At 71.5% G+C, this 6,013-nt stretch carries 5 protein-coding genes; 1 reads left to right on the plus strand and 4 read right to left on the minus strand.

Features of this window, described 5'->3' with window-relative positions:
• Positions 1-236 precede the first annotated feature (236 nt).
• A complete protein-coding gene (locus tag ROTAS13_RS17915) occupies positions 237-1,631 on the minus strand; it encodes an aminotransferase (RefSeq protein ID WP_026033016.1) in 1,395 nt (464 codons plus the stop codon).
• Between the two features lie 263 nt (positions 1,632-1,894).
• Between ROTAS13_RS17915 and ROTAS13_RS17920 the strand changes: the two genes are divergently transcribed.
• Entirely contained in the window at positions 1,895-4,198 is a 2,304-nt protein-coding gene (locus tag ROTAS13_RS17920) for a molybdopterin-dependent oxidoreductase (RefSeq protein ID WP_019460089.1), read from the plus strand.
• Between the two features lie 19 nt (positions 4,199-4,217).
• On the opposite strand, the gene ROTAS13_RS17925 is transcribed toward ROTAS13_RS17920, so the two are convergent.
• The 3 genes from ROTAS13_RS17925 to ROTAS13_RS17935 all read right to left on the minus strand — a co-directional run.
• Positions 4,218-4,451 (minus strand): hypothetical protein, encoded by a 234-nt coding sequence (locus tag ROTAS13_RS17925; RefSeq protein WP_019460090.1) that lies wholly within the window; start codon positions 4,449-4,451, stop codon positions 4,218-4,220.
• 148 nt (positions 4,452-4,599) lie between these two features.
• On the minus strand, positions 4,600-5,349 hold the full coding sequence (locus ROTAS13_RS17930) for a class II glutamine amidotransferase (RefSeq protein ID WP_019460091.1): 750 nt from the start codon (positions 5,347-5,349) through the stop codon (positions 4,600-4,602).
• 159 nt (positions 5,350-5,508) lie between these two features.
• On the minus strand, positions 5,509-6,013 hold a 505-nt coding region (locus tag ROTAS13_RS17935; protein ID WP_139323421.1), incomplete at its 5' end, for an ABC transporter permease.

Consider the following 6,013-nt stretch of genomic DNA (forward strand, 5'->3'; position numbering starts at 1 on the left):
GCCCCAGAGCGCGAGCGCCAGCGCAATCCAGAAGGGCAGGCCGGCGGGCAGCGGCCAGCGCCCCTGCTCCCGCCGGGCGGCGAGGACGGAGAGCAGCAGGCAGGCCAGGGCGATGGGCGCCATCGCCTTGGATTGCAGGACCGCCGCGGCGGGCGCGATGGCGGTCCCCAGCGCAAGCGGAAAGGCCGGGCTCCTCCAGGAAGCCCGGCCCGGCAGGCCCGTGGAAGCGAGGCTGGTCAAACGACCGTCAGGTTCTCGCGGCGCAGCTCCACCGCGAAGGCGTCGAGCGCGCGGGAGAACCGCTCCAGCATCTCGTCCACCTCGCCCTCGGTGGCGATGATCGGCGGCGAGAAGGCGATGCTGTCATTGCCCAGGGCGCGGGTCAGAACGCCTTCCTTCTCGCCCAGCGCGGCGAGGCGGTAGCCCAGCTTCTTGCCGGCGTCGAAGTTCCGGTGGCTGGCCTTGTCCTCAACGATCTCGACCGCGCCGATCATGCCGATGCCGCGCACCTCGCCCACCAGCGGATGATCGGCGAAGCGGCGGCGCAGCTCGGCCTGCATATGCGCGCCGACGCGCTGCGCGTGCTCGACCATGTTCATCTCGTCATAGATCTTCAGCGTCTCGATCGCGACCGCCGCCGAGACCGGATGGCCGGAATAGGTGTAGCCATGGCCGAACACGCCGACCGAGGCGCTGCCTTCCGCCAGCCCGTCGAAGATCTGCTGCGTGACCAGCACGCCGGAGATCGGCAGGAAGGAGGAGGAGAGCGCCTTGGCGCAGACGACGATGTCCGGCTTCAGGTCGAAGGTCTGCGAGCCCCAGTAGGAGCCGGTGCGTCCGAAGCCGCAGATCACCTCGTCGGCGACGAAGAGCACGTCGTACTTCTTCAGCACGGCCTGCAGCTTCTCGTAGTAGGTGCGCGGCGGGATGACGACGCCGCCGGCGCCCATCACCGGCTCGGCCCACATCGCCGCGACCGTGTCCGGCCCCTCGCGCAGGATCAGCTGCTCCACCTCGTCCACGAGGCGGGAGGCGAAGGCCTCCTCGGTCTCGCCCGGCTCGGCGCCGTGGTAGTGGTGCGGCGTGGAAACGTGGAAGAAGCCCGGCAGCGGCAGGTCGAAGAGCTTGTGGTTGGTGGGCAGGCCGGTCAGCGAGGCGGCGGCCACGGTGATGCCGTGATAGGCGCGCAGGCGGGAGATGATCTTCTTCTTCTGCGGCCGGCCGATGGCGTTGTTGTAGTACCAGACCATCTTCACCGCGGTGTCGTTGGCCTCGGAGCCGGAATTGGCGAAGAAGGCGCGCCCCATCGGCACCGGCGCGCGCTGCACCAGCATCTCGGCCAGCTCGATCATCGGCTCGTGCGACTTGGCGCCGAAGCCGTGATAGTAGGGCAGCTTGCGCATCTGCCGGTCCGCGGCCTCGCGCAGCCGGTCGCTGCTGAAGCCGAGCGAGGCGCACCACAGGCCGGCGACCGCCTCCATGTACTCCTTGCCGCTCTCGTCCCAGACGCGCACGCCCTCGCCGCGATCGATGACCAGCGAGCCGTTCTGGCTTTGCGCCTTGAGCTCGGTGCTGGGATGCAGGACATAGGCGGCGTCGCGGGCAGCGGCGGAGTTCGCGCGGGGAGGCATGTCGGAGGCGCCCTTCTGCTGGATCGGAAGGCGGCATCCTAGGCCCGTATCCAAGCGGGCGCCCAGGGGGGAGGAGGCAGGATTCCGCGCGCGGAGGCATGATCCGCATGGCCCGCCGCCAACCCACCCATCCCGAGGCATGATATGCCGCCGGCAGGCCCATCCGTGGCATGATCCGCCTCCATCCCAGGGGCAGGCTGTGGCAGAGATGGCCTGATCCCGCACACCGCACCGCAGCACGACAGCCGACGAGAGCCCCCGCCATGACTCGCACCCATCCGCACAGCGCCCATTGGGGAGCCTTCGACGCGGTGGTGGAAGGCGGCCGGCTGCGCGAGGCCCGGCCCTTCGCACGCGACGCGGCGCCAGGGGCGCTGCTGGCCAGCATTCCCGGCGCGGTGCATGCGCGCAGCCGCATCGACCGCCCCTATGTCCGCGAGGGCTGGCTGCGCGGCGGGCGCGCCGGGTCGGAGCGCGGGCGCGACCGCTTCGTGCCGGTGCCCTGGGACCGTGCCATCCGCCTCGCCGCGGAGGAAACGCGGCGGGTGCGGGCGGAGGCGGGGGATGCCGCCATCCTCGGCGGCTCCTATGGCTGGAGCTCGGCCGGGCGCTTCCACCATGCGCGCTCGCAGCTGCACCGCTTCCTCGGCCTGGGCGGCGGCTTCACCGCGCAGGTGACGAACTACTCCTACGGCGCGGGCATGACCTTGATGCCGCATGTGCTGGGTACCAACGACGTGCTGCAGGGGCCGGTGACGGACTGGGACGGCATCGCCCGCCACGCGCGGCTGATGCTCTGCTTCGGCGGGCTGCCGCTGAAGAACGGGCTGGTCACGGCGGGCGGGGCGGGCAGCCACGACTACGCGCCGCAGATGCGCCGTGCCGCCGAGGCGGGCGTTCGCTTCGTCAACATCTCCCCCTTCCGTGGAGACTGCGCGGAATTCCTCGGCGCGGAATGGGTGCCCATCCGCCCCAACAGCGACGCCGCGCTGGTCCTCGCCATGCTGCACGCGCTGGTGACGGAGGGGCTGGAGGACCGGGACTTCCTTGCCCGTTGCACCGTGGGCTGGGAGCGGCTGCGCGCCTATGTGCTGGGCGAGGCGGACGGCGTGGCGAAGAGCCCGGACTGGGCCGCGCCACTCTGCGAGGTCCCGGCGGAAACCATCCGCCGCCTGGCGCGCGAGGCCGCCGGGGCGCCCACGATGATCACCGCCACCTGGTCGCTCCAGCGCGCCGAGCATGGCGAGCAGCCCTGGTGGGCGCTGGTCGCCCTGGCCAGCGCCCTGGGCGGGATCGGTGAGCCGGGGCAGGGCATCGGCTTCGGCTACGGCTCGATGAACGGCATGGGCACGCCGCGCCGCCGCCTGCCCAGCGTGAACCTGCCGGCCACACGCAATCCCGGACCTTCCATCCCTGTTTCCCGTGTCGTGGAACTGCTGGAGCGGCCAGGGGAGGTGCTGTCCTACAACGGCCGCGACATCACCCTGCCGGAGATCCGGATGATCTGGTGGGCGGGCGGCAATCCCTTCCACCACCACCAGGACCTGAACCGCTTCCGCCGCGCCTGGAACCGCGTGGAGACGGTGATCGTGCAGGAGCCGTGGTGGACCGCCCCGGCGCGGATGGCCGACATCGTGCTGCCCGCCACCACGACGCTGGAGCGCAACGACATCGGCTCCTCCTCCTCCGACCGCTTCGTACGCGCCATGCACCGGGCCGTGCCGCCGCAGGGGCAGGCGCGCAACGACCACGACATGCTGGCCGACATGGCGGAGGAGCTCGGCTTCCGCGAGCGCTTCACGCAGGGGCGGGACGAGGAGGCCTGGCTGCGGCACCTCTACGGCCAGTGGCAGCGCTCCTGCGCGCATTTCGGCGTGGCCGTGCCGGATTTCGACCGCTTCTGGGCCGAGGGCCATGCCGAGATCCCGCCGCCGAACGAGGGCTTCACGATCTTCGACGGCTTCGCGCGCGATCCGGCGGCGAATCCGCTGAACACGCCCTCCGGCAAGGTGGAACTCTTCTCCGAGACCATCGCCCGCTTCAACTACGGGGAGATCCCCGGCCACCCGGTCTGGCGCGAGCCGCGCGAATGGCTGGGCGCCCCGCTGGCGGAACGCTTCCCGCTTCACCTGCTCTCCTACCAGCCGGCGACACGGCTGCACGGGCAGATGGATGACGGGCGCGTCTCGCTGGCGAGCAAGATCCAGGGCCGGGAGCCGATGCTGATGCACCCGGCGGATGCGGCGGCGCGTGGCCTCGCTGACGGGTCGGTGGTGCGGGTCTTCAACACGCGCGGCGCCCTGCTGGCCGGGCTGCGGCTGAGCGCGGAGATCCGCCCCGGCGTGGTGGCGCTGGCCACCGGCGCCTGGTGGGACCCGCAGGAGATCGGCGGCGAGACCCTCTGCGTCCATGGCAATGCCAACGTGCTGACGCAGGATGTCGGCACCTCCCGTCTCGGCCAGGGCTGCGCGGCGCAGTCCTGCCTGGTGCAGGTGGAGGCCTGGACCGGCGCCCTGCCGGAAATCCGGGTGCACTCGCCGCCGCCGGTGCTGGAGGCGGCGGAATAGCGGCCCTCCGGCCCGGGGATCAGGCGCGGCTGTAGCGCTCCGCGGCCGGGCGGAAGCGTGCCGCGCCCTGGCCGACCGGACGGTAGGCGGGCGGGGCGGACAGCCGCGTGCCGTTGTGCAGATAGGCCGTGATCCGCTGGAACTCCTCCGGATCGAGCTCGCCCGGGCGCAGCGATTGGCCGGCCTCGACGGAGCGGTGGGAGGCCATCAGGGCGACGAGTTCGGTGAGACCGATCGAGCGATAGCAGGTCATGGCGGCAATTCCGTGCCTCGAAAGGGGTCCGGCGCGACCCGGCAACGGGCCGGGAAGGAACATCCGCAGGTTATTCGATATTGAGATGCATTCGCAAGTAGCGATCGCAGGGTGGAGGTGCGGCACCGCGCGCCCCCTGTCCCGGCCGTCAGGCCACCCGCGCCATCGCCGGTTCCAGGGCCTGGATCGCCGGCGCCGCATCCGGATGCAGCACCAGCGCGTGCCCGCGCGGCACCTCCCGCCAGTTGGCCCGGTTCTCGTCGATCGGCTCGGACACCAGCACGAGCCCGCTCGGGGTGTGGCGGAAGTAGAGCGAGGGCGGCTGGGCGTCGCAGGCCCAGCGGAAGGCCCAGAGGCTGCGGCCGTCCGACAACGCGGCGGTGAAGCGCAGCGGCGACTTGATGCCCGCCTCGTCCATCAGCCCGCGCACCCGGTGCAGCGTCCGCATCACCGCCCCGACCGGCTCCTCCTCCATGCCCGCGGCGAGGGCGGCCAGGAACAGCGCCTCGCTGTCCGAGGTGCCGCCCCGGGCGGTGTAGAGTTCGTCGGGGATCAGGGCCTCCACCCGGCGGCGGATCGTGCTCCAGCCCCCGATCTGGCCGTTGTGCATGAAGAGCCAGCGGCCATGCGTATAGGGGTGGCAGTTGGCGCGGGTCGTGGCCGTGCCGGTCGCCGCCCGCACATGGGCGAAGAAGAGGCGCGAGCGGACCTGCGAGGCAATGGAGAGCAGGTTCTCGTCCGACCAGGCGGGCCGCAGCTCGCGATACAGGCCCGGCACCTCGCGCTCCCCGTACCAGCCGAGGCCGAAGCCGTCGCCATTCGTTTCCGTCTTGCACTCGGAGGCGTGCAGGGACTGGTGGATCAGCGAGTGGCAGGGCGTCGCCACCAGCGTATCCATGAGAATGGGCTCACCGTGATAGGCAAGGAATCGGCACACGATCGGGGCCTTTGGCGGTTTCGAGGCAAGGCCGTTCTAAACCCGATCCGCGGGGCAGAAAAAGTTTCCTCGGCGTCATTCCGGCTGTGAGGGCATGTTTTCCCGCTCCTCCGGCCATGCTCAGTGCCGGCGGACACCATCCGCTAGCAGGGTGCAGCCCGCCACCGCCAGCATGATCGCGAGGCCCGGCCAGATGGCGACCTCGGGCGCGGAGAGCACCAGATCCTGCGCATTGGCCAGCATGTTGCCCCAGGAGGGTGCGGGCGGCTGGATGCCGAGTCCCAGGAAGGAGAGGGTGCTTTCCGCCAGGATCGCCCCGGCTGCGGTGAGCGAGGCGGCCACGGCGATGGAGGGGGCGAGGCTCGGCAGCACATGGCGGAACAGCACCCGCGCCTCGCCCGCGCCCAGCGCCCGCGCCGCGCGCACCCAGTCCCGCGCCAGCACCGAGCGGGCGGCGGCGCGCACCAGCCGCGCCACGCCGACCCAGCCGAAGGCGGACAGGATCAGCACGATGCGCGTGACATCCGCCGACGTCTCGCCGCGCGGCAGGCCGATGGCGCTGGTATCCATGGCCGCCAGCAGCACCAGCAACGGCAGGGCCGGCAAGGCCAGCAGCCCGTCGGCG

This window comes from Roseomonas sp. TAS13 (assembly GCF_001950415.1).
Taxonomy (GTDB): domain Bacteria; phylum Pseudomonadota; class Alphaproteobacteria; order Acetobacterales; family Acetobacteraceae; genus Roseomonas; species Roseomonas mucosa.

What these genes read in the sequence shown, in the direction of transcription:
- ROTAS13_RS17915 (WP_026033016.1), bottom strand. Translation starts at nt 1,631, where the DNA reads ATGCCTCCCCGCGCGAACTCCGCCGCTGCCCGCGACGCCGCCTATGTC.
- ROTAS13_RS17920 (WP_019460089.1), top strand. Translation starts at nt 1,895, where the DNA reads ATGACTCGCACCCATCCGCACAGCGCCCATTGGGGAGCCTTCGACGCG.
- ROTAS13_RS17925 (WP_019460090.1), bottom strand. Translation starts at nt 4,451, where the DNA reads ATGACCTGCTATCGCTCGATCGGTCTCACCGAACTCGTCGCCCTGATG.
- ROTAS13_RS17930 (WP_019460091.1), bottom strand. Translation starts at nt 5,349, where the DNA reads ATGGATACGCTGGTGGCGACGCCCTGCCACTCGCTGATCCACCAGTCC.